This window comes from Bradyrhizobium sp. Ce-3, from assembly GCF_022835695.1.
Lineage (GTDB): Bacteria > Pseudomonadota > Alphaproteobacteria > Rhizobiales > Xanthobacteraceae > Bradyrhizobium.
Window position 1 is genome coordinate 366,534 of sequence record NZ_BQUV01000007.1, and the last position, 20,753, is coordinate 387,286.

19 protein-coding genes and 1 tRNA gene are annotated in these 20,753 nt (G+C 64.8%); 11 read left to right on the forward strand and 9 right to left on the reverse strand.

Features of this window, described 5'->3' with window-relative positions; all coding sequences use genetic code 11:
* Positions 1-154 precede the first annotated feature (154 nt).
* A complete protein-coding gene (gene pheS / locus BRSPCE3_RS25175) occupies positions 155-1,237 on the reverse strand; it encodes a phenylalanine--tRNA ligase subunit alpha (RefSeq protein WP_244068980.1) in 1,083 nt (360 codons plus the stop codon).
* A gap of 219 nt (positions 1,238-1,456) precedes the next feature.
* Between pheS and BRSPCE3_RS25180 the strand changes: the two genes are divergently transcribed.
* Positions 1,457-1,867 carry a hypothetical protein gene (locus tag BRSPCE3_RS25180; RefSeq protein WP_244068981.1) on the forward strand — a complete coding sequence of 137 codons (411 nt, stop codon included), beginning with the start codon at positions 1,457-1,459 and terminating at the stop codon, positions 1,865-1,867.
* Positions 1,868-1,883: 16 nt separating this feature from the next.
* On the opposite strand, the gene rplT is transcribed toward BRSPCE3_RS25180, so the two are convergent.
* The 3 genes from rplT to infC all read right to left on the reverse strand — a co-directional run bounded on the left by rplT (position 1,884) and on the right by infC (position 3,438).
* Positions 1,884-2,243, reverse strand: a complete 360-nt coding sequence (rplT, locus tag BRSPCE3_RS25185) for a 50S ribosomal protein L20 (RefSeq protein ID WP_029081033.1) — start codon at positions 2,241-2,243, stop codon at positions 1,884-1,886.
* A gap of 75 nt (positions 2,244-2,318) precedes the next feature.
* Positions 2,319-2,519, reverse strand: coding sequence for a 50S ribosomal protein L35 (rpmI, locus tag BRSPCE3_RS25190; protein ID WP_008539890.1), 201 nt, complete (start codon positions 2,517-2,519; stop codon positions 2,319-2,321).
* Positions 2,520-2,898: 379 nt separating this feature from the next.
* The gene (gene infC / locus BRSPCE3_RS25195) at positions 2,899-3,438 is read right to left on the reverse strand and encodes a translation initiation factor IF-3 (RefSeq protein ID WP_244069057.1); all 540 of its coding nucleotides are present in this window, start codon (positions 3,436-3,438) and stop codon (positions 2,899-2,901) included.
* Positions 3,439-3,666: 228 nt separating this feature from the next.
* Here infC and BRSPCE3_RS25200 point away from each other — a divergent pair, with 228 nt between their 5' ends.
* Entirely contained in the window at positions 3,667-4,503 is an 837-nt protein-coding gene (locus BRSPCE3_RS25200; RefSeq protein WP_244068982.1) for a carboxylesterase, read from the forward strand.
* A 176-nt stretch (positions 4,504-4,679) separates the two neighbouring features.
* Positions 4,680-5,147: a nuclear transport factor 2 family protein gene (locus tag BRSPCE3_RS25205; RefSeq protein WP_244068983.1), complete on the forward strand. Its 468-nt coding sequence runs from the start codon at positions 4,680-4,682 to the stop codon at positions 5,145-5,147.
* A gap of 134 nt (positions 5,148-5,281) precedes the next feature.
* Here the strand turns inward: BRSPCE3_RS25205 and BRSPCE3_RS25210 are convergent, their stop codons facing one another.
* From BRSPCE3_RS25210 to BRSPCE3_RS25220, 3 genes are read right to left on the reverse strand one after another with little or no spacing between them, the layout of a single operon-like run.
* A complete protein-coding gene (locus BRSPCE3_RS25210; RefSeq protein WP_244068984.1) occupies positions 5,282-6,079 on the reverse strand; it encodes an acyl-CoA thioesterase domain-containing protein in 798 nt (265 codons plus the stop codon).
* Between the two features lie 34 nt (positions 6,080-6,113).
* A complete protein-coding gene (queG, locus tag BRSPCE3_RS25215; protein WP_244068985.1) occupies positions 6,114-7,301 on the reverse strand; it encodes a tRNA epoxyqueuosine(34) reductase QueG in 1,188 nt (395 codons plus the stop codon).
* Complete coding sequence (locus BRSPCE3_RS25220; RefSeq protein ID WP_244068986.1) at positions 7,250-7,942, reverse strand: glutathione S-transferase family protein; 693 nt, start codon at positions 7,940-7,942, stop codon at positions 7,250-7,252. The genes queG and BRSPCE3_RS25220 overlap by 52 nt, the downstream gene beginning before the upstream one ends.
* A 263-nt stretch (positions 7,943-8,205) precedes the next feature.
* Here BRSPCE3_RS25220 and BRSPCE3_RS25225 point away from each other — a divergent pair, with 263 nt between their 5' ends.
* A complete protein-coding gene (locus BRSPCE3_RS25225; RefSeq protein ID WP_244068987.1) occupies positions 8,206-9,012 on the forward strand; it encodes an undecaprenyl-diphosphate phosphatase in 807 nt (268 codons plus the stop codon).
* A 143-nt stretch (positions 9,013-9,155) separates the two neighbouring features.
* On the opposite strand, the gene BRSPCE3_RS25230 is transcribed toward BRSPCE3_RS25225, so the two are convergent.
* Complete coding sequence (locus tag BRSPCE3_RS25230) at positions 9,156-10,124, reverse strand: complex I NDUFA9 subunit family protein (RefSeq protein ID WP_244068988.1); 969 nt, start codon at positions 10,122-10,124, stop codon at positions 9,156-9,158.
* A gap of 148 nt (positions 10,125-10,272) precedes the next feature.
* Here BRSPCE3_RS25230 and BRSPCE3_RS25235 point away from each other — a divergent pair.
* Positions 10,273-10,359, forward strand: a tRNA-Leu gene (locus BRSPCE3_RS25235).
* Positions 10,360-10,521: 162 nt separating this feature from the next.
* Here BRSPCE3_RS25235 and BRSPCE3_RS25240 read toward each other — a convergent pair.
* Positions 10,522-11,787: an MFS transporter gene (locus BRSPCE3_RS25240; protein WP_244068989.1), complete on the reverse strand. Its 1,266-nt coding sequence runs from the start codon at positions 11,785-11,787 to the stop codon at positions 10,522-10,524.
* Positions 11,788-12,249: 462 nt separating this feature from the next.
* Here BRSPCE3_RS25240 and BRSPCE3_RS25245 point away from each other — a divergent pair, with 462 nt between their 5' ends.
* The 6 genes from BRSPCE3_RS25245 to rpoN all read left to right on the forward strand — a co-directional run bounded on the left by BRSPCE3_RS25245 (position 12,250) and on the right by rpoN (position 20,628).
* Positions 12,250-15,033, forward strand: coding sequence for an autotransporter outer membrane beta-barrel domain-containing protein (locus tag BRSPCE3_RS25245; RefSeq protein ID WP_244068990.1), 2,784 nt, complete (start codon positions 12,250-12,252; stop codon positions 15,031-15,033).
* Positions 15,034-15,292: 259 nt separating this feature from the next.
* On the forward strand, positions 15,293-15,907 hold the full coding sequence (locus tag BRSPCE3_RS25250) for a ribonuclease D (protein ID WP_244068991.1): 615 nt from the start codon (positions 15,293-15,295) through the stop codon (positions 15,905-15,907).
* 170 nt (positions 15,908-16,077) lie between these two features.
* On the forward strand, positions 16,078-16,812 hold the full coding sequence (gene lptC / locus BRSPCE3_RS25255; protein ID WP_244068992.1) for an LPS export ABC transporter periplasmic protein LptC: 735 nt from the start codon (positions 16,078-16,080) through the stop codon (positions 16,810-16,812).
* A gap of 5 nt (positions 16,813-16,817) precedes the next feature.
* Positions 16,818-17,549, forward strand: coding sequence for an LptA/OstA family protein (locus tag BRSPCE3_RS25260; RefSeq protein WP_375709959.1), 732 nt, complete (start codon positions 16,818-16,820; stop codon positions 17,547-17,549).
* A gap of 352 nt (positions 17,550-17,901) precedes the next feature.
* A complete protein-coding gene (gene lptB, locus BRSPCE3_RS25265) occupies positions 17,902-18,888 on the forward strand; it encodes an LPS export ABC transporter ATP-binding protein (RefSeq protein WP_244068994.1) in 987 nt (328 codons plus the stop codon).
* A gap of 90 nt (positions 18,889-18,978) precedes the next feature.
* On the forward strand, positions 18,979-20,628 hold the full coding sequence (rpoN, locus tag BRSPCE3_RS25270) for an RNA polymerase factor sigma-54 (RefSeq protein WP_244068995.1): 1,650 nt from the start codon (positions 18,979-18,981) through the stop codon (positions 20,626-20,628).
* The last annotated feature ends 125 nt before the right edge of the window (positions 20,629-20,753 follow it).

Consider the following 20,753-nt stretch of genomic DNA (forward strand, 5'->3'; position numbering starts at 1 on the left):
GTTGCCGCTGCAACATCGAAGCTAAAAGGGCTCGCGGAGACGTGTCGGCTCGCGACTGCATTCAGCGCCCGCGGCCACCCCTCTCCCTGCCCCTCCCCCGCAAGGGGAGAGGGAACGGAGAGAGTCCCCGCAATGTCGTTTGCGTGCAGCGACATCACGAACTCAATCCGCCCGCGATGGTCGGGATGTCGAGCGGCTTGAAGCCGTAATGGTTGAGCCAGCGGACGTCGTTCTCGAACAGCTGGCGCAGATCGGCGATGCCGTATTTCAGCATCGTGATGCGGTCGAGGCCCATGCCCCAGGCGAAGCCCTGGTAGACGTCGGGATCGATGCCGCAGGCGCGCAGCACGTTCGGGTGCACCATGCCGCAGCCGAGAATCTCCATCCAGTCCTCGCCCTCGCCGAAGCGGATCTCGCCCTTGTCGCGGCGGCACTGGATGTCGACCTCGAGCGACGGCTCGGTGAACGGGAAGAACGACGGCCGGAACCGCATGTTGATGTGGTCGACCTCGAAGAATGCCTTGCAGAACTCGTGCAGGATCCACTTGAGGTGGCCGAGATGCGAACCCTTGTCGATCACGAGGCCTTCGACCTGGTGGAATTGCGGCGTGTGGGTCGCATCAGAGTCGATGCGGTAGGTGCGGCCCGGGCAGATGATGCGGATCGGCGGTTTCTGCGTCAGCATCGTGCGCACCTGCACCGGCGAGGTGTGGGTGCGCAACAGCATGCGCGAGCCGTCCTGCTTCGGATTGAAGAAGAAGGTGTCGTGCATCTCGCGCGCGGGATGGCCGATCGGGAAGTTCAGCTTGGTGAAGTTGTAATCGTCGGTCTCGATGTCGGGACCTTCGGCGATCGCAAACCCCATGTCGGCGAAGATGGTGTTGACCTCGTCGAACACCTGGCTCAGCGGATGGATGCGACCGGTCTCGGCCGGCGTCTCGCGCAGCGGCAGCGTGACGTCGATGGTCTCGGCGGCGAGCCGCGCATCGAGCGCGGCTGCCTTCAGCACGTCGCGCCGGGCCGCCAGCGCCTGGGTCACCGCATCCTTGGCGAGATTGATCTTCGCGCCCTCGGTCTTGCGCTCGTCCGGCGACATCTTGCCGAGGGTCGCGAGCAGGGCCGAGATCGAGCCCTTCTTGCCGAGCGCCGAGACGCGCACCGCCTCGAGGGCGGCCTCGTCGGCGGCCGAGGCGATCTGGTCGAGGATGGATTTTTCGAGCGTTGCGAGGTCGGACACGGTCAATTCCTGCGCTTGAGCGGAGCATGGTCTGGCGGGAAGGGCCGGTCAGCGAACCGGACCTCACCTTGCGGGCCATGCGCGAAAATTCGGCTGGGTTGTCGCCGCCCGAAGGCCGTAACGTCAAGCAAAAAGCCGGTCATTTCGGGCCGATGGGCGGCTGCATTGAACCCGACGCGGAGGCCGGGCTACCCAAGGGGAGTTCAAGGAGACTGCGCGATGTTGCTGCGATCTTGCCTGGCCGTGCCCGCGGTTCTGTTGATGCTCGGAACGGCGCAGGCCGCGACCGAGGAATGCCCCGCCAAATCGACCCAGATGGACGACATCATCGCGGAGCTCGAGCAGGCGCCGAGCTGCAACCGCGCGATGAAGATCTTCGAGGCGTGCGAATACGGCGCCAGCGGCGACGTCCAGTTCGGCGAGGTGGTCGAGAAAAAATGCGAGGCGGACTTCCTGTCCGGCCTCGGAGCGTCGCAGAAGAAGGCCTATGCCAGTGAGCTCAGGCGCTGTGACCACAAATACGACAACCAAAGCGGCACCATGTACCGCTCATTCACAGCGTTTTGCCGGGCGATCGTCGCCCAGCGCTTGTCGCAGAAAGCGCTGAAAGCGAGCCCGAAAGCCCGCTAGAAGCTCCCGCCAGGGATCAGGCTGCCAGCGCCGCCTTGGCCTTCTCGGCGATCGCCTGGAACGCCACCGGCTCGTGGATCGCGAGATCCGACAGCACCTTGCGGTCGACGACGACGCCCGACTTGGAGAGGCCGTTGATGAACACGCTGTAGGTCATGCCGAACGGACGCACTGCGGCGTTGATGCGCTGGATCCAGAGCGCGCGGAAGGTGCGCTTCTTGCGCTTGCGGTCGCGGAAGGCGTACTGGCCGGCCTTTTCGACCGCCTGCTTGGCGGTGCGGATCGTGTTCTTGCGGCGGCCGTAATAGCCCTTGGCGGCCTTGAAGACTTTCTTGTGCTTGGCGTGAGAGGTCACACCGCGTTTGACGCGAGACATGACGGAAATCCTTGATCTGGAAGAGGTGACGGGGGCTCGCGCAGACGCGGGCCGGGTTCAAGCGAATGAGCGCGATCAGGCGTTCGGCAAGAAGTACTTCTTGACGTTGTCGCCGTCGGTCTTGAACAGCACGCGGGTGCCGCGCAGCTGACGGATCTGCTTCTTCGTCCGCTTGATCATGCCGTGGCGCTTGCCGCGCTGGGCGTGCATGACTTTGCCAGTGGCAGTCACCTTGAAGCGCTTTTTAGCGCCCGACTTGGTCTTCAACTTGGGCATTTAGCTCTCCTGTCGCACAGCACGAAAATCGCCCCGAGAGGCGTTCGGCCGGCTAAAATGCTCGTTAGAGCGTTGAAAGTGCTATGGTTTTTTCCGAATTGAAAGAACCTGCACTGAACGTCGCCACGGCAGCCCTTGATCAGCCGGGCGGCGAAGGCCCGGCTTATGACAGAGGATCGGCGGTTTTGCAACGTTTGACGTTGCCAAACAACGGGACCGTAGCCCGGATGGAGCGGAGCGAAATCCGGGGCCGGCGCTTCCACGGATCGGCCTGTCCCGGATTGCGCTGCGCTCCATCCGGGCTACGAAGGCCCGTCAAACGCGAAACAGCCCGCCGATCCGACGGGCCGTTCCAAATGCTGTAAGCGACCAATTCGAATTAGCGCGGCGCCAGCACCATCACGACCTGGCGGCCTTCGAACTTCGCGTCCTGCTCGACCTTGGCGAACTCGGCAACGTCGGCCTTCACCTTGTCCAGCAGCTTGGTGCCGATCTCCTGGTGCGCCATCTCACGACCGCGGTAGCGCAAGGTGATCTTGACCTTGTCGCCTTCCTCGAAGAAGCGCTGCATGGCGCGCATCTTCACGTCATAGTCGTGATCGTCGATCATCGGGCGGAGCTTGATCTCCTTGATCTCGACGACCTTCTGCTTCTTGCGGGCTTCGGCGGCCTTCTTCTGCGCGGAATATTTGTACTTGCCGTAGTCCATGATCTTGCAGACCGGAGGACTGACATTCGGCGAAATCTCGACGAGGTCCATGCCGGCTTCCATGGCCAACTTGATGGCCACCATGGTCTCGACGGTGCCTTGGTTGACACCATCGGCATCGATTAGCTGGATCTGCGCGTTGCGAATCTCATCATTGGTGCGCGGCCCGTCTTTTGCGACTGTGGGCGGGGCTCTATTGGGACGGCGAATGGGTAACTCTCCAAAGTTGTGAAAGGGAAGGCGGATATTTTGAAGCAAGACGCCGCGACGGGCAAGCGAACTCGCTTCCTTAAGCGGCAAAACCGCCAATTGCGAGGCATTTTAGCCACGCCCGGCACATATAGCGGGCGCACCTGCTCCGCAAGGCGGGCTGGCCGCCGTTGACCGCTACCGTCAGACAATTGAAAAGCAGGTCTCTGACACGCGAGTGACCGAACCATGAGCCAAACCGCCGCATCCGACCAGGAACCCGCCTTCATCGAGGTCGGCGAGGGCCGCGGGGCACGCCGGATCGCGGTCCGCGCCCGGGCCGGGAGCGGCCCCGGCAGCGCAAATGGCGCGCCGGGCAGCACAAGTGGTGCGCCGGGCCTCATCTGGCTCGGCGGCTTCAAGTCCGACATGACCAGCTCCAAGGCGCTCGCGCTCGATGCATGGGCCGCCGAGCACGGCCGCAGCTGCGTCCGGTTCGACTATTCCGGCCATGGCGAATCCGGCGGCGAATTCGCTGACGGCACGATCGGGCGCTGGCTCGAGGAGAGCGTTGCGGTGTTCTCGCAGTTCTGCAGCGGGCCGCAGGTCGTGATCGGGTCCTCGATGGGCGGCTGGATGGCGCTGCTGCTGGCACGCGAGATCATGCGTCGCGGCAACGCGAACGCGCAGCTCGCCGGCCTGGTGCTGATCGCGCCGGCGCCCGACTTCACCGAGGAATTGATGTGGAAGGGTTTTTCGCCGGAGATCCGCGCCGAGATCGAGACCAAGGGCGTCTGGCTGCGTCCGTCCGAATATGGCGACGGCTCGCCCTATCCGATCACCCGCAACCTGATCGAGGAGGGCCGCAACCATCTGCTGCTCGGAAGCCAAATCGACGTCGGCTGCCCGGTGCGCATCCTGCAGGGCGCGCAGGATCCCGACGTGCCGTGGAAGCACGCCTTCGCGCTGGTGCACCGGCTACCGGCCGAGGATGTGGTGCTGACCATGATCCAGGACGGCGATCACCGGCTGTCGCGTCCGCAGGACATCGCGCGCATCATCGCCGCGGTGGCGGAGATCGGCTAAGCTCTTTTCCCTTCTCCCCTTGTGGGAGAAGGTGGCACGGACGAAGTCCGTGCCGGATAAGGGGTTCTCTCCGCGGAGACAGACCCCTCACCCGTCTCGAATGAGCTCTCGCTCATTCGATCCACCCTCTCCCACAGGGGGAGAGGGAAGGAAAAGCGAGCGGCCGGGAGAAGCCAGTGAACACCACAACAATGCTGCGCGCGTTCTGCGACGCGGTCGAGCAGCGCGACGGCAAGGCCTTCGCAAGCCTCTTCACCGAAGACGGCGTCTATCACGATGTGTTCTACGGCGCGTTCGCGGGCCACGCAAAGATCGCCGAGATGATCGACGACTGGTTCTACCGCACCGCGACCGATTTCCGCTGGGTGATGCACGATCCCGTCAGCGACGGCGCGACGCTCTACGCGCGCTACACGTTCAGCTACCGCTCGACCCTGCCGGAGGCCAAGGGGGCACGCGCGATGTTCGAGGGCGTCGCGATCATGCGGCTGCGCGACGGCAAGATCACGGAGTACCACGAGGTCGCCAACACCGCGCCGGCCTTTGTCGACCTGAATTTCGCGCCTGAGCGGATTGCCAAGATCGTCGGCAAGCAGGGTGCTGCGCTCAAGGCGCGGGACGAGATGAAGCGGCATTTGGGATGAGCTGCGCGGCTCTCTCCATCGTCATTCCGGGGCATCGCGCAGCGATGAGCCCGGAATCCATCAGGCCGCAGCGCGGGTGGAGCAATGGATTCCGGGCTCGCGCTTCGCGCGCCCCGGAATGACGGTGGAGAAACTTACGGCGGCGGCGGATTGGTCATCGGCTTGCGCTGGGCGAGCGCGGCCACGGTCGAGGTGCCGATCGGACCCTGCTCGTCATAGAGCCAGCATTCGCCGATCGCGACGCCGTCGGTGGCGTGGTGGTTGACGACCTCGAAGCCGATCCAGTTGCTCACCGGCAAACGATGTAGATAGATCGTGACGTCGCTGTTGATGTAGCCGAGCCCCTGGTCGCCGGCATTGGCGAAGGGGCTCGCGAAATCCGCGCCGGTCGCGACATGGACGAACGGCGTCATCTTCACGCCGGCGACGAGCTCGCGCACTTCGCTCATCCAGAGCCTTCGTTCGCCGAGCGAACCCATGTGGCCTGTGATCGGCCGCGTCTCCCATTTGCCGTTCATGCCGAGCCGCGGATCGGCCGGCTTCGGAATGTCAGCGGGTGCCGGCACCTGCCAGTTCGGCGGTGACCAGACATTGCCGGGCGCATTTTCCGTCCGGCGCAACAACTGGCAGGAGGTGCGCGCCATGCTGGTGCCGCCGGAGACGAACTCGGCCTCGATCACCTTGATGCGGAGGCCGTCGCGGACGAGCCTGGTCTTCACCTCGACCGGCGTCGTGATGTTGGGCAGCCGGAACATGTCGACCGTGAGGCGTGCGGGGACGAAATCGTCGGAGCCGTGGCGCTCCTCGATGACGAAGCCGAGCAGGCCGATCACGACGCGACCGTGCATCGATTCCGGGCTCCACGGTCCGTTCGCAACCGACGTCGGCATGAAGCCGTCGCCGTGTCTGGTGAAGAAAGGCTGGTTTGTCATGGCCTGCGACCATGACGGGAACGGCGCGATGAAATCAAGAGGCGGCCGCGCGCCACTCGTTTTGCACGCCGACGTCAGGCTCGCCGCCGGCCCGCGAGGCCAGCGCCGCGAATTCATCGGGGGCGATCAGCTGCGCAAGCGCCCACACCGCGGCGCCGCGCACCAGCGGGCTCGCATCGTCGAGCAAACGTTGTGCTTCGCCGGCCAAGTCTGCATCGCCTGAGTTGCCGATCGCGATCAGCACATTGCGGATGAAGCGGTCGCGGCCGATCCGCTTGACCGGCGATTTCGTGAACAGCGCGCGAAAGGCGGCGTCGTCGAGCCGCACCAGCTCTGCGAGCGCAGGCGCGCGCAACGCATCACGCGCCGCGAGCTTCTGCTCGCGTCCCGCCAACGCGAACTTGTTCCACGGGCACACCGCGAGGCAGTCGTCGCAGCCATAGATGCGGTTGCCGATTTGCTTGCGGAATTCGTGCGGGATCGGTCCCTTGTTCTCGATCGTCAGATACGAGATGCAGCGCCGCGCATCGAGCTTGTAGGGGGCGGGAAACGCAGCGGTCGGACAGATGTCCTGGCAGGCGCGGCAGCTGCCGCAATGATCGGCTTCGCTCTCGTCGCGCGGCAATTCGGTCGCCGAATAGATCGCGCCGAGAAACAGCCACGAGCCGAACTCGCGTGACACCAGATTGGTGTGCTTGCCCTGCCAGCCGATGCCGGCCGCCCGCGCCAGCGGCTTCTCCATCACAGCGGCGGTGTCGACGAACACCTTCACCTCGTCGCCGGTCGCAGCAGCGAGCCAGCGCGCGAGAATCTTCAGCCGCTTCTTGATCACGTCGTGATAGTCGTCGCCCTGCGCATAGACCGAGATCGCGCCATGCGACCGGCGCGCCAGAATGTTCAGCGGATTGTCGTCGGGCCCGTAATTGACGCCGAGCATGATGATCGAGCGCACGCCGGCCCACAGCACGCGCGGATCGGCGCGGCGCTCCGGATTGGCTGCGAGCCAGTCCATGTCGCCATGGCCGCCGGAGCCGAGGAATTCCAAAAAATATTGTCCGGCCTCTGCCGTCGCATCAGGCGTGGTGACGCCAATGGCGTCGAAGCCGAGCGCGCGCGCCTCGCGCTTGAGCGCTGCCTTGAGATCGGACGGAGAGAGCGTGACCGCCTGGTTCAGAAGTCGAGGTCCACATAGGTGCGCGACGCCGGCACCCCCGCCAGCCATTCGCTGAGCAGCGGGCGGAACGACGGGCGGGACTTCACCCGCGCGTACCACGCTTTTGCCGCGTCGTCCTCGCTCCATGGCACGTCGCCCAGATAGTCGATCGCCGAGAGATGCGCCGCGGCGGCGAGGTCCGCGTAGGTCAGGCGGTCGCCGGCGAGATAGTTCCGTGTCTTCGCCAGCCAGCCGATATAGCTCAGATGATAGCGCACATTGACCTTGGCGGCGCGCATGATGTCCGGCGCCGGCGGACCGCCGCCATTGTCCTCGCTCATGAAGCGCTTGTAGATCCGCTCGGTGACCAGCGGGTTGGAGGCTTCCTCGAAGAATTTCTCGTTGAACCACGCCATCAGCCGGCGCACCTCGACGCGCTCGGCCGAAGACGTCGGCATCAGCCGACGCTCGCCGGCATCGAGGCCATGCGTCTCGTCGACATATTCGGCGATGATGGGCGCACCCGGGATCGGCGGAAAACCCTCGGCGATCAGGACCGGCGTGGTCGCCGCCGGATTGAGCGCGAGGTACGCCTCGCGCCGCTCCCAGACCCGTTCCTCCACCAGGCGCAGATCGAGGCCATATTCGCCGAGCACGAGGCGAATGAAGCGCGAATGCGGACAGAACGGATGGTGATACAGCGTATACATGAAGCCCTTGGTAGTGTCGTGGCGCTTAAGAAACCATCAACCTGTGTGACCTGACCGTGTGATTTGGCCAGCTCAGTTCCGCTCGTCTCTATGTCGCGTCAGCACGCAAACCGGTAGCCACCCCCGCAGATGGTGCGGGTCACAAAAACGCTATAGCCCAGCAAATCGGCCGGGTAACCCATTGTTTGACGATTCTTTGCGATTGCGGCCTATGTGCGAATAAGCGAGAAGAATCCGGTTTTCCACACAGGGCAGTTCAGACCATGATGACGGATATGCTGCGGGCGGTGATTCTCGGCATCGTCGAGGGCGTCACCGAGTTCCTGCCGGTCTCTTCGACAGGCCACCTGCTGCTCGCGGAACGCTTCTTCAATCTCGGCGAAGGCAATTTCTGGAAGAGCTTCGCGATCCTGATTCAGCTCGGTGCGATCCTCGCGATCCTCGTGCTCTACTTCAACAGATTGTGGCGCGTCGCGCTCGGCATGTTCTCCAATCCGGACGACCGCCGCTTCGTGATCGGCGTGCTGGTGGCGTTCCTGCCCGCCGTCGTGATCGGCCTGATCGCCGGCAAATACATCAAGGAATTCCTGTTCAATCCGTGGGTGGTCTGCTTCACGCTGATCGTCGGCGGCGCCGTCCTGCTCTGGGTCGATCAGCTCGATCTCAAGGTGTACGAGGACGACGCGACCCGGTTCCCGCTGCTGATGTATTTCTGGATCGGCGTCGCGCAGTGCCTGGCCATGATCCCCGGCGTGTCGCGTTCCGGCGCCAGCATCGTCGCTGCGATGCTGCTCGGCGCCGACAAGCGCTCGGCGGCGGAGTTCTCGTTCTTCCTCGCGATCCCGACCATGGTCGGCGCGTTCGCCTATGATTTCTACAAGAACCGCGCCGACTTCAGCTCGGACAATCTCAGCGTCATCGCGGTCGGCTTCGTGGTGTCGTTCATCACCGCCATGATCGTGGTGCGGGCCTTCCTCAACTTCGTCACCCGCCGCGGCTTCACCTTCTTTGCCTGGTGGCGCGTGATCGTCGGCACGCTCGGCCTGATCGCGCTGGCGATGGGACGGTAGACCCGTCTCGTCGTCCCGGCGCAGGCTGGGACCCATAACCACAAGTCTTTGCTGGTTATGCGAGATGGCGCCACAGGCCTGCACAAAGCGGGCATTTGTGGCGATGGGTCCCGGCCTGCGCCGGGACGACAAGTTGAGAGACCTTACGCGCTCTTCTTCTGGAACTGCCCCGTCGCGCGGAAGCGCCAGAGATATTGCGGGGCGACCGCTTCCATCGAATCCGGCGTGATGCCGAGGCCGGCGAACGTGAGATCGGCGGCCTTGGCGGCGTCGGACACCACATTGTCCGAGCGCAGCATCGCGACCTGGTCCGGGGTCAGCGTGAACGGCCCCGGCGCGAATTGCAGGACATACGACTGCAGCTTGGCGAGGCCGAATGGCAGCGGCGCCAGCATGCGGTCGCGCTGGGTGATCTCGAGAATGATCTGCATAACCTCGCGCATGGTCAGCACCTCGGGACCGCCGAGCTCGTAGGTGGCGCCGGCCTTCGCCTTGCCGTCCACGGCATCGGCCACGGCGTCCGCGACGTCGGCGACATAGGCCGGCTGCAGTCTGTTGACCCCGCCGCCGACCAGGGGCAGCACCGGCGACATCCGCGCCAGCGCCGCAAAGCGGTTGGTAAACTGATCCTCGGGCCCGAACAGCAGCGACGGCCGCATGATGGTGGCCTCCGGTAGGGCCGCCTGCACCGCCTGCTCGCCTGCCGCCTTGGCACGGTAATAGCTAGAGGCCGAATCCTTATCGGCGCCGATCGCCGAGACGTGGACCATCCGGGCGCCGTTCGCGGCCGCCGCCTTGGCGATGGTCTCGGCGCCCTTCACCTGCACGGCGTCAAAGCTCTGCCCGCCGCCCTCGGCCAGGATGCCGACCAGGTTGATGGCGATATGCGAATCACGCATCGCCGCGTCGACCGAGGCCGGGTAGCGCACATTGGCCTGGACCGCATGAATCTGCCCGACGCGGCCGAGCGGCTGCAGATGGAAGGCCAGTTCAGGCCGCCGCACCGCGACTCGCACCCGGTAATCGCGCTTGCAGAGCGCCCGGACCACGTTCCGTCCCAGAAAACCCGATCCGCCGAAGACCGTGACGAGCGTTTCCAGGTTCGATGCCATGAGGTCCATTCCTGCCGGATTCGAGAGCGATTGGGCGCATTTACAGCGTCTCGCGATACGCCATCAGCCCAATTCTGTACAGGCTATTTGAATTTTCGATCGCGAATTTGACAAGCGCGTAACCGATCCTTACTAAGCCGCTCCACATGCCCAGGTGGCGGAATTGGTAGACGCGCTGGCTTCAGGTGCCAGTGGCTTAACGGCCGTGAAGGTTCGAGTCCTTTCCTGGGCACCACCCCCTTTTTAAGCGATTGAAATCGCTCAGCATCCGGAGGGTGGGTGCGGCGAAGCCGCGACCCGCCGACGGTCGAGCTACGCTTCGGCCAAATCATACCTGCGGGCTTAACCCCGAGCATGCCAGGGCCACGCAAGTTGATCGCGTGAGCGTCGTCTCCCCTCACACCACCCGTCGTCCCGCCCGCCGCGCGATCGGCCGTTGCACGAAGTACATCGCGATCATCGAGATCATCGAGCTCGCGACGACGACGTAGCCGATCCGGTCGAAATGCAGCAGCGAGCCGTCCGCATTCTCGGCGACGATCGCGGCGGCAGCCACCGAGCCCAATCCACCAGACAGCTGCTGCACCGATGCGCTGATCGCGCTGAACGAGCCGCGCTGGCTGGCGTCGGGGATCGCCGACATCAGCGCCTGCGAGGGGATCATGCGCGAGAAGATGCCGACGAACATCAGCACATTGACGATGATCGCGGTCAGCAGCGAGACGTGGCCGAGATGGGTGTAGATCAGCACCATGATGGCCGTCACCACGCAGCCGAAGATGAAGGTCGGATATTTGCCGAACGCATCGCTGGCGCGGCCGACCAGCGGCCCCATCAGGATGCTGAACAGGCCGGAGACCAGATAGATCGTCGGCAGGTGGACGATGTCGATGCCGAGATTGTGCACGGTGAACGCGCTGCCGAACGGCATCAGCATGAAGCCGCCGGTCGCCAGCAGCGTCGTCACCAGGAAGGCCAGCGTGTAGCGCGGCTGCGCCACGGTCGCGATCAGATGCTGGAACGGGTTGCGGTCGTGCTGCAGCTTGAGATGGCCGTCGACCGGCGCCATGAAGAGCGCGATGGCGGCGATCGCCGCGAGCGACAGGCCGACGATGGCGACGAAACAGATGTGCCAGTTCCAGTGGTTGGCCAGAAAAAGTCCGGCGGGCACGCCAAGAACCTGGCTCGCGGCGAACGCGGTCTGGATGAAGCCCATCACCCGGCCCCGCAGCTGCAGCGGGAACAGGTCGGTGACGATGGCGAGCACGACCGAGCCGATCACGCCGCCGAACAGGCCGGTGACGATGCGGCCGAGCAGCAGCACGTGGAAATTCTGCGCCAGCGCGCACAGCACGGTGCCGAAGGTGAAGCCGACATAGAAGAACAGCAGCATCCGCTTGCGGTCGAAGCGATCGGCAAAGCCGGCGGCGAGGATGCCCGAGATGCCGGCGGCGAAGGCGTAGGCCGAGACCGCGACGCCGAACTGCCCGGCCGTGATGTTCAGCGACGGCATCAGGATGGCGCCGAGCGGCGACATGATGATGAAGTCGAGGATCAGGGTGAATTGCGTGAAGGCGAGCAGCGCGATCAGGAACGATTGGTAGCGCGAGAAGCCGCGTTCCTGGGGCTCGTCGATCGGCGCGGCGATGGTCTGTTCCGACATGAGGCTCATTTCACTGGGAGGCCGGTGCTGGCCGGCAACAGATAGGGAGGGCGCGGTCGGATTTCATGGGGCGCGCGGGCAACAGTTCCCTCGAAATTGAACGCGCAGCGGCAATGACTTGGTCCCGACTCAGGCCCGGTTTGGCCGCCCGCCCGCGTCGGATCTGGCGAGAAAATCGGGATAGCGGCGCACCCGATAAGACCCAGCGATTGTGTCCGGTTGTGCCGGTCGATCACTGCAACGGGTGAGTGGTGTACTTCACAACCCGAGAGGCCTACGCACGTCAAGGGTGTGAATCGTGACAATGCATCTCATGGTTCCGTCTGTGGCGATCACGCAACAAGTCGCTGCAAATCGTTTCAAGCTTGAATGGAGCGGATCAGCCGAAGCTGAGAGCGGAGCAGGGGGAGCAGGGTGCGCGAGGCCGGGGGCTCGGGTTCGCGCCGATGGTGGAGTAAGGGCATGGTTTCCTCGCGGCTCGCGGCGATCCTGTCGTGCACGACCCTGGGTGGCGGCTGTCTGTTGTCGGTGTCGCAGGCGCTTGCCGCGTGCGATAGTCTCGCACCGGTGAGCGGTCAGACGGTGACCTGCTCGACCACGGCTCCGAATCCCTCGCCGGCAGGCGTGCAGGCCGCGGCCGGGAGCTCGAACGTCACCGTGAACGTGCTGCAGGGCGCCGGCATCACGCCGGGCGCCGGCGCGGCCGCGATCGCCCTCGTCTCCGGCAGCACCGCCACCAACAACGGCACGCTGACCATCAGCGGCGGCGGCACCGGCATCTTCGGCAGCGGCGACGGCAATCTCTTCACCAACGGCGCGACCGGGGTGATCACGACCACCGGCGCCGGCAGCAATGCGATCGCCGCCAGCAGCAACGGCAACACGCTGATCAACAATGGCACCATCACGACGCAGAACGGCACCTCGCGCGGCCTTGCCATCACCGGTCTCACGCAGCACAACAGCAACACGCTGATCAACACCGGGACCATCATCACCCAGGGCCCGCAGTCGCACGGCATGTACGTGCAGACCGGCGACAGCAACAGCTTCACCAACAGCGGCACCATCACCACGGCCGGCGCAGGCGCGCGTGCGATCTTCTCCGCCGGACAGTTCGTGAGCATCACCAATACCGGCACGCTGCTGACCACCGGAGGCGATGCCGGCGGCACGCCCAACAACACCGTCTTCATGCAGGGCAATGCCGGCGTGCTGCGCAACAGCGGCACCATCGAGGCGCGGGGCGTCAACGCCGACGGCGTATTCTCCAACACCGCGGGATCGTCGTTCACCGCCCGGATCGAGAATCTCGCCGGCGGCAAGATCATCAGCCAGAACGGGCCCGCGATCCGCACGCTCAACGGCGCCACCACCATCGTCAATGCCGGCCTGATCGCCGGCAACAGCGGCACGGCGCTCGCGGGCGGCGGCGGTGCGGTGACCATGATCCTGCAAACCGGCTCGCAGATATCAGGTCTTGCCGATGGCGGCGGCGGCGGCAACCAGGTGCGGCTGCAGGGCAGCGGCACGGTCGACAATGCCTTTGCGCGCTTCCAGACGCTGACGATGGAAGGCAATGACTGGACCTGGGCCGGCACCGGCACCTTCGCCAACAGCTTCATCAACAGCGGCTCGCTGACGCTGCAGACCTCGCTGACCGGCAACGTCTCGATCGCGGCCGGCACCAGCCTGCTCGCAGGCAACGGCGCCAATCCGTCGATCGCGCCGTTTCCGGGCGGACCGCCGATCACCGTCACCAATGCCGGCGTCATCAACCTGACCAATGGCGGCGCCACCGCCGCAAACAGTCTCACGATCGCCGGCAACTATGTCGGCAATGGCGGTGGCCTCTATCTGCGCACCGTGCTCGGCGGCGACGGCTCGCCGTCGGATCGTCTGGTCATTTCCGGCGGCAACGCATCGGGCTCGACCGCCGTAACCGTCACCAATGCCGGCGGCGCCGGCGCGCTCACCACCGCGGACGGGATCATGGTGGTGCAGGCCGTCAATGGCGGCACCACGACGGCGGGCGCATTCGGCCTCTCCAACGCCGTCGTTGCCGGTGCGCATGAATATCTGCTGTTCCGCGGCGGCGTCTCCGCCGGCAGCGCCGACAATTGGTATCTGCGCTCGCAGCTGTTGCCCGGCACGTCGTCGCCGGCGCCGCCGGCTGCACCTGCACCAACGCCGCCGGCATCGCCGAACGTGGTGCCGCCGCCACCGGGGCTGCCCGCGGAGGATCTGTCGGCGCTGACGCCGCCGCCGGCGGGTGCTGCGCCGGTCGAGCTCTATCGCGAGGAAGTCGCGGTCTATTCGGCGCTGCCGCAGGTGGCGCAAAAGCTCGGGCTCGCGACGCTCGGCACGTTCCATCAGCGCCAGGGCGATCAGGCCTTGCTGACCAATGGCGGTGAACAGCCCGCGGCATGGGCGCGCGCCTACGGCTCGCACAGCTCGCAGAGCTGGGCCGGCACGGTCAGCCCCTCGTTCGACGGCACCATGGCCGGCGTGCAGGTCGGCGTCGACATCCTGCGCTTTCAGTCCGCGCCGGAGCATCATGATCGCGCCGGCTTCTTCTACGCGTATGGCTGGGCCAGCGGCACCATCAACGGCTTCGCGCTCGGCCTCAATGATGTCCGTACCGGCACGCTCTCGATTGATAGCCAGAATATCGGCGGCTACTGGACCCATATCGGCCCCTCAGGCTGGTACGTCGACGCCGTGCTGATGGGCAGCTTCTATGGGGCAAGCCCGCTGTCGGATCGCCAGATCGGCGCGCGGGTGTCGGGCACCGGCGTGGCGGCGTCGCTGGAAGCCGGCATGCCGCTACAGCTGAACCGCTTCATCGCCGTCGAGCCGCAGGCGCAGCTGATCTGGCAGCGGCAGTCGTTCGACAGCTTCAACGACATCTTCTCCAGCGTTGCGCCCGGCAGCGCCGATACGCTGACCGGCCGGCTCGGCGTGCGCGTTCCCGCGACCTTCATTGTCGGCACGGCCGAATTGCGTCCCTATGTCGAGGCCAATCTCTGGCACACGGCCGCGAACGACCGCAGCATCGCCTTCGCGACGACGGACCTGATCGGCGTGCAAAGCCGTGGCACCGCCGTCGAGATCGGCGCCGGTGTCTCCGCGCAGCTCAATCGCACGATCAGCGCCTACGCCAGCGCGGGCTACACGACCTCGGTGGACAGCCTCCATCGCGAGGACATCACCGGCCGGTTCGGCCTCCGCGTCAGCTGGCAATAATGGGCCGCGCGCGACCCTGCGCGCGGTACCTCAAGCCATTGTCTCCGCGGCACAATAGCGCTACATGCTCAACCATCTGTGCCGGCCGGAGAGGGGGCGTTGGGGCCGTTTTGGCCCGATGCCGCGACGCAATCCCAAGGCTTGAACGAAAAAGGCTTGAACGCAACAAGGCTGCTGCACGCTCGCCTGTCGGGACATTGGGCGATAGCCTATCCCAAGAGCGATTCGACGAGAGCGGTTCGACGAGGTTTTTGACAGCATGACCATCCGCCTGCATCGCGGCGACCTGCCCGATCTCACCCGCTACACCGATTCCGTGGCGATCGACACCGAGACCATGGGACTGCATCCGCATCGTGACCGGCTCTGCGTGGTGCAGATGTCGAACGGTGACGGCACCGCCGACGTGATCCAGATTCCGAAGGGGCACACCGATTCGCCGAACCTGAGGGCGCTGCTCGCGAATCCCAAGATCACCAAGATCTTCCATTTCGCGCGGTTCGACGTCGCGGTGCTCTACAACACCTTCGGCGTGATGCCGACGCCGGTCTATTGCACCAAGATCGCCTCGCGGCTGTCGCGCACCTACACCGATCGCCACGGCCTGAAGGATCTGGTGCGCGAGGTACTGAACGTTGAATTGTCGAAGCAGCAGCAGTCGAGCGACTGGGGCGCGCAAAGCCTCAGCGAAGCCCAGCTCGCCTACGCCGCATCCGACGTGCTGCATCTGCATGCGCTGCGCGAAAAGTTGAATGTGATGCTGGCGCGCGAGGGGCGGACCGATCTCGCCCAGGCGTGCTTCGATTTCCTCCCCACCCGCGCCAGGCTCGATCTCGACGGCTGGGAGGCCGAGGACATCTTCGCTCATTCGTAATTTCGCCTGTTAATGATGGGCGCCGAATTCGTCGCGGCAGGGCCGGTTCCGCCCCGTTTCGGCCAAACTGTTCACGCGTGGTCTCCCGCAGGGGCGCGACGCGGGGTCCGGGCTGCATATTGGGGCGGCTCCGGCTAGAATAGGGGCAGTTTCGCGCCTCTGGAGCTCAGGTGAATTCGGTTCAGAATCCAGCCTATGTCACGGGCCTCGAGGCGCGCTTTGCCGCCGCCGCGCGGCACAGCCGCATGGTCCGGATTTTGCGCGTCGCGGTCCCTGCGGTGGTCGGGCTGTCGATGGCCTCGATCATCTTCGTCTCGGTCTACAATCCATTCCGCGAAATGATCCCGAAGCTGCCGGTCGAGATGGATAATCTCGTGGTGTCCGGCACCAAGATCACGATGGAATCGCCGCATATTGCCGGCTTCTCGGCCGACGGACGGCCTTACGAAATGTGGGCCAAGGCCGCGATCCAGGACGTCACCGATCCTGATCATGTCGAGCTGAAGACGATCCGCGCCAAGGTGGCGCAACAAGACGAGTCGACAGTGACGATGGATGCGCGCACCGGCTTTTTCGACAACAAGAAGCAGCTGCTCGACCTGCGCCAGGATATCTTCCTGCAATCGTCCACCGGCTATGAAGCCAAACTGACGCAGGCCTTCGTCGACATCAACAAGGGCAACGTGTCGTCGGACGAACATGTCGACGTCAAGCTGCTGCAGGGCACGCTGACCTCAGACCGCTTGCGGATCTACAACAGCGGCGAGCTCGTGCGCTTCGAAGGCAATGTCGTGATGTACCTCGACAAGCTCGGCGACAACAATCCAAGCCCGGCCGCCGAGCCCGCGCCGCCACCACCTCCTCCGGCGCCGCCGAAGGCGCGCAAATCCGCCAACCCGAAATGAATTTGATGATGAGACGTTTTCCGTACGGCACGGCAATTGCGGCCTTCCTGCTTGCGCTGTTCGCAGCCGGCGCGGCATCCGCGCAGGGCTCGATGAGCGGCGTTCCCAACGCCATGCAGGGCTTTTCGCAGAACCGCGACCAGCCGATCCAGATCGAGGCCGCCGCGCTCGAAATGCGCGACAAGAAGAAGGAAGCAACCTTCTCCGGCAATGTGAAGGTCGTGCAGGGCGACACCACCATGACCTCGAAGATCCTGGTGGTGTTTTACGAGGACAAATCGACCCAGACGCCGGCGCCTGCGCCGGCCGGGACCAAGGCAGCTTCCGCCAAGGGGACTGCGCCGATGCAGTCGGCGACACCCGGCCCCGGCGGCGCGTCGTCGATCAAGCGGCTGGAGGCGAAGGGCAATGTCGTCGTCACCCAGAAAGACCAGGTCGTCACCGGCGAGACCGCAATCTTCGACACCAAGACCAATTTGATCACCATGCTCGGCAGCGGCGGCACCCAGGTGGTGCTGACCCAGTGCCAGAACGTGCTGCGCGGCGACCGTCTGCTGGTCGACATGACCACCGGCGTCTCGCGGGTGGAATCCGACAGCGGCAAGGTGCAGGGCCTGTTCATCCAGTCGCAGGGTGGCCAGAACGGCAAGGGTGGCTGCGGAACGCCGGCCGCCCCCGGCGCGGCGCCCGCGGCCCCGTCGCCGCTTCAGCTGCTTCCGGGCGGCAAGTCGAAATAGAGCCCAGTAAGCCTCACGTAAGGTCATGTAGAATCAATAAGTTATGTAATATTTTGCGGGCGCGAGGTTGAAGCGCGCGGTGCGAGATTGTATCTACTGCAGCGGCCCGGCCGAGCGATGCCGCCTTGAGGGGGATTATATGGCCGGGACAGGGGCATCCATTCATTCAAGGCGCGGGCGGTCGCGCCTTGCCGGGTTGTTTGAGCATGATCTCCGCGCAAACGTATCAGCTTTTGTCGCGACGGAAGGCCGGTATCCAGTTTTCCGGTTCATGCTTGCGCCTTCGCATGCGAATCGATTGGTCCGCAGGCAAAGTCGCGGGATCACCGTGAAAGGCTGAAGCGAAGCGGGGATGGTGGATTTTCTCGGCATGTTCCGGCGGCGCCCTGCGAAACGCAGTACCGGATTTGCGCGCTCGCATGACGACATCACGGCGCTCGGCGACCAGTTCGGCGAGATGCTGACGTCGCCGGTGCGCGATGCGCCGCCGATGGCGCGCGCCGCCTCGGCTCCCGCGGTCGAGCTGCCGCGATCCCAGCCGGCCGCAGCACCTGCGCCGGCGCGCGCGAGACCTGCCAGGAACAACGCCGCTTCGGCGCCGCAACTCATCAAGCGGCCGGGCTATCTGGCTGTGCATAGCGTGGAAAAGAGTTTTGGCAGCCGCCAGGTCGTGCGCGGCGTCAGCATCTATGTGCGCCGCGGCGAGGCGGTCGGCCTGCTCGGGCCGAACGGCGCCGGCAAGACCACCGTGTTCTACATGATCACGGGGCTGATCAAGGCTGATCGCGGCGCGATCGAGCTCGACGGCCACGACGTCACCAAGCTGCCGATGTATCAGCGCGCACGGCTCGGCATCGGCTATCTGCCGCAGGAAGCCTCGATCTTCCGCGGCCTGACGGTGGAGCAGAACATCCGCGCCGTGCTCGAGGTCGTCGAACCCTCGAAGAAGAAGCGCGAGCACGAGCTGGATTCGCTGCTCGACGAGTTCAACATCACGCGGCTGCGAAAAAGCCCGTCGATCGCGCTGTCCGGTGGCGAGCGCCGCCGCGTCGAGATCGCGCGCGCGCTGGCGACGCGCCCGAATTATATGCTGCTCGACGAACCGTTCGCCGGCATCGACCCGATCGCGGTCGGCGACATTCAGGACCTCGTCCGCCACCTCACCAACCGCGGCATCGGCGTGCTGATCACCGACCACAATGTCCGCGAGACGCTCGGCCTGACCGACCGTGCCTATATCGTCTATGCCGGTGAGATCTTGACTGAGGGCAGCCCGGAAGAGATCGTTAATGATCCCGATGTACGCCGGCTTTACCTTGGCGAAGAATTCCGCCTCTAGCCCAAATTTTGCATCCGTCAAGCCGTGTACAAGCTTCACGGACTAAGATAAGCAAGAATCGAGCCAACTTTTAGGGTCGATCTTGCCTCCATGGCACTGACGCAAAGACTAGAGTTCCGCCAGTCGCAGTCACTGGTGATGACGCCGCAGCTGATGCAGGCGATCAAGCTGCTGCAACTGTCGAACCTGGACCTGTCGGCCTTTGTCGAGGAGGAGCTGGAGCGCAATCCGCTGCTCGAGCGGTCCGCCGACGGTCCGGAACCGCCGGTGCCGGGCGAGCCGGCCATGGAGCGGCCGGACTACGGCGATTCCGATAGTTCCTCGAGCTACGGCGACGACGGCTCCGACATGGCTGCGGGCTCGGGCAGCGAGGCTGCCTTCGAACCCGGCCAGGAGGAATGGCTGAACCGCGACCTCGGCACCCGCGCCGAGATCGAGCAGACGCTCGATACCGGGCTCGACAACGTGTTCTCCGAGGAGCCGGCCGAAGCCGCCGCGCGCGCTGCCCAGGACGCGCCACCATCGGTGTACACCGAATGGGGTGGCGGCGCCTCCAGTGACGACGAATATAATCTCGAAGCCTTCGTGGCCGCCGAACTGACGCTGGCCGACCACCTTGCCGAACAGCTCGCGGTGGCGTTCTCGGCGCCGGCGCAGCGCATGATCGGGCAGTATCTGATCGACCTGGTCGACGACGCCGGCTACTTGCCGGCCGATCTCGGCCAGGCCGCCGAACGGCTCGGTGCGTCGCAGCAGGCGGTCGACGAGGTCGTCGCGGTGCTGCAGAAATTCGACCCGCCGGGCGTGTGCGCACGAAACCTCAGTGAGTGCCTCGCGATCCAGCTGCGCGAGCTCGATCGCTACGATCCGGCGATGCAGGCGCTGGTCGAGCATCTCGACCTGCTCGCCAAGCGCGACATCGCGGCCTTGCGAAAGCTCTGCGGGGTCGACGACGAAGACATCACCGACATGATCGCGGAGATCCGCCGGCTCGATCCGAAGCCCGGGTTGAAGTTCGGGACGTCGCGGACGCAGACCATGGTGCCCGACGTCTATGTGCGTCCGGGTCCCGACGGCGGCTGGCATGTCGAGCTCAACAGCGACACTCTGCCGCGCGTGCTGGTCAACCAGACCTATTACTCTGAGCTGTCGAAGACGATCCGCAAGGACGGTGATAAATCTTACTTCACCGACTGCCTGCAGAACGCGACCTGGCTGGTGCGCGCGCTCGATCAGCGCGCCCGCACCATCCTGAAGGTCGCGACCGAGATCGTTCGCCAGCAGGACGGTTTCTTCACCTACGGTGTCGCGCATCTGCGGCCGCTCAATCTCAAGGCAGTGGCGGACGCGATCCAGATGCATGAATCGACGGTGTCGCGCGTCACCGCCAACAAATACATGGCGACCAATCGCGGCAGTTTTGAATTGAAGTATTTTTTCACTGCGTCGATCGCCTCCGCCGACGGCGGCGAGGCTCACTCGGCCGAAGCGGTGCGCCACCACATCAAGCAATTGATCGACGGCGAGGCGCCGTCGGCGATCCTGTCCGACGACACGATCGTGGAACGTTTGCGCGCCTCGGGCATTGATATTGCCCGCCGCACCGTCGCGAAATATCGCGAGGCGATGCGGATACCGTCCTCGGTGCAGCGCCGCCGTGACAAACAGAGCATGCTCGGTAATGCCCTTTCGGCTCCTGCCACCTCGCCCGACCGCTCGCGCGATACAGCCCCCGTTTAGGTTACTTCTAGAGCATAGCTCCGTCCGAGTACGGAGCGGGCCATGCGCTCGTTGCGTTCGCGCCAAATCGGGATAGTCTCAATCGTTCCAGGCGAAGCGTCGTCCAGCAAGGGAGGTGACCGGAA

Coding starts and splice junctions, on each gene's coding strand:
- BRSPCE3_RS25220 (WP_244068986.1), bottom strand. CDS start 7,942: ATGTATACGCTGTATCACCATCCGTTCTGTCCGCATTCGCGCTTCATT.
- BRSPCE3_RS25245 (WP_244068990.1), top strand. CDS start 12,250: ATGGTTTCCTCGCGGCTCGCGGCGATCCTGTCGTGCACGACCCTGGGT.
- BRSPCE3_RS25200 (WP_244068982.1), top strand. CDS start 3,667: ATGAGCCAAACCGCCGCATCCGACCAGGAACCCGCCTTCATCGAGGTC.
- lptB (WP_244068994.1), top strand. CDS start 17,902: ATGGTGGATTTTCTCGGCATGTTCCGGCGGCGCCCTGCGAAACGCAGT.
- rpmI (WP_008539890.1), bottom strand. CDS start 2,519: ATGCCCAAGTTGAAGACCAAGTCGGGCGCTAAAAAGCGCTTCAAGGTG.
- queG (WP_244068985.1), bottom strand. CDS start 7,301: ATGGCTGGCGGGGGTGCCGGCGTCGCGCACCTATGTGGACCTCGACTT.
- BRSPCE3_RS25250 (WP_244068991.1), top strand. CDS start 15,293: ATGACCATCCGCCTGCATCGCGGCGACCTGCCCGATCTCACCCGCTAC.
- BRSPCE3_RS25260 (WP_375709959.1), top strand. CDS start 16,818: ATGATGAGACGTTTTCCGTACGGCACGGCAATTGCGGCCTTCCTGCTT.
- BRSPCE3_RS25230 (WP_244068988.1), bottom strand. CDS start 10,124: ATGGCATCGAACCTGGAAACGCTCGTCACGGTCTTCGGCGGATCGGGT.
- BRSPCE3_RS25225 (WP_244068987.1), top strand. CDS start 8,206: ATGATGACGGATATGCTGCGGGCGGTGATTCTCGGCATCGTCGAGGGC.
- BRSPCE3_RS25210 (WP_244068984.1), bottom strand. CDS start 6,079: ATGACAAACCAGCCTTTCTTCACCAGACACGGCGACGGCTTCATGCCG.
- rpoN (WP_244068995.1), top strand. CDS start 18,979: ATGGCACTGACGCAAAGACTAGAGTTCCGCCAGTCGCAGTCACTGGTG.
- BRSPCE3_RS25240 (WP_244068989.1), bottom strand. CDS start 11,787: ATGTCGGAACAGACCATCGCCGCGCCGATCGACGAGCCCCAGGAACGC.
- rplT (WP_029081033.1), bottom strand. CDS start 2,243: ATGTCTCGCGTCAAACGCGGTGTGACCTCTCACGCCAAGCACAAGAAA.
- BRSPCE3_RS25180 (WP_244068981.1), top strand. CDS start 1,457: ATGTTGCTGCGATCTTGCCTGGCCGTGCCCGCGGTTCTGTTGATGCTC.